Source organism: Bradyrhizobium sp. Kon10 (assembly GCF_055807395.1).
Window position 1 is genome coordinate 1 of the sequence record NZ_JBVVOZ010000321.1, and the last position, 250, is coordinate 250.

The 250-nt window shown below is 62.4% G+C and carries 1 protein-coding gene; it reads left to right on the forward strand.

Annotation, left to right across the window (positions count from 1 at the left end; translation table 11 throughout):
* Positions 1 to 78: 78 nt before the first annotated feature.
* Positions 79 to 250, forward strand: a 172-nt coding sequence (locus AC0L2O_RS37205; RefSeq protein WP_473373256.1) for a hypothetical protein, incomplete at its 3' end; no start/stop codon positions are given.

A 250-nucleotide genomic window follows, 5' to 3' on the forward strand; every position in this document is an offset into this window, starting at 1 on the left:
CTTTTTTAAGGCGTTTGAGGGTGCTTAACTGAAATCAGGGCCTCGGTGTCACGTGGCCTTTTTTCCAGGAGGCCCGTCATGAACCTGCACCGGTTTGCCGAAACCCACGACGTCACCAACCAGCCGCCGTCCCTTGACGGTACCAACCTGTACCGCATCGACCTGCCCCTGCAAGAGTGGGCGCGTCGCTTTGGCGCCGGCTGGGCCGAGTCGCGTATCGATGCCTATGGTGCGCTGGCCGGCGGGCCGT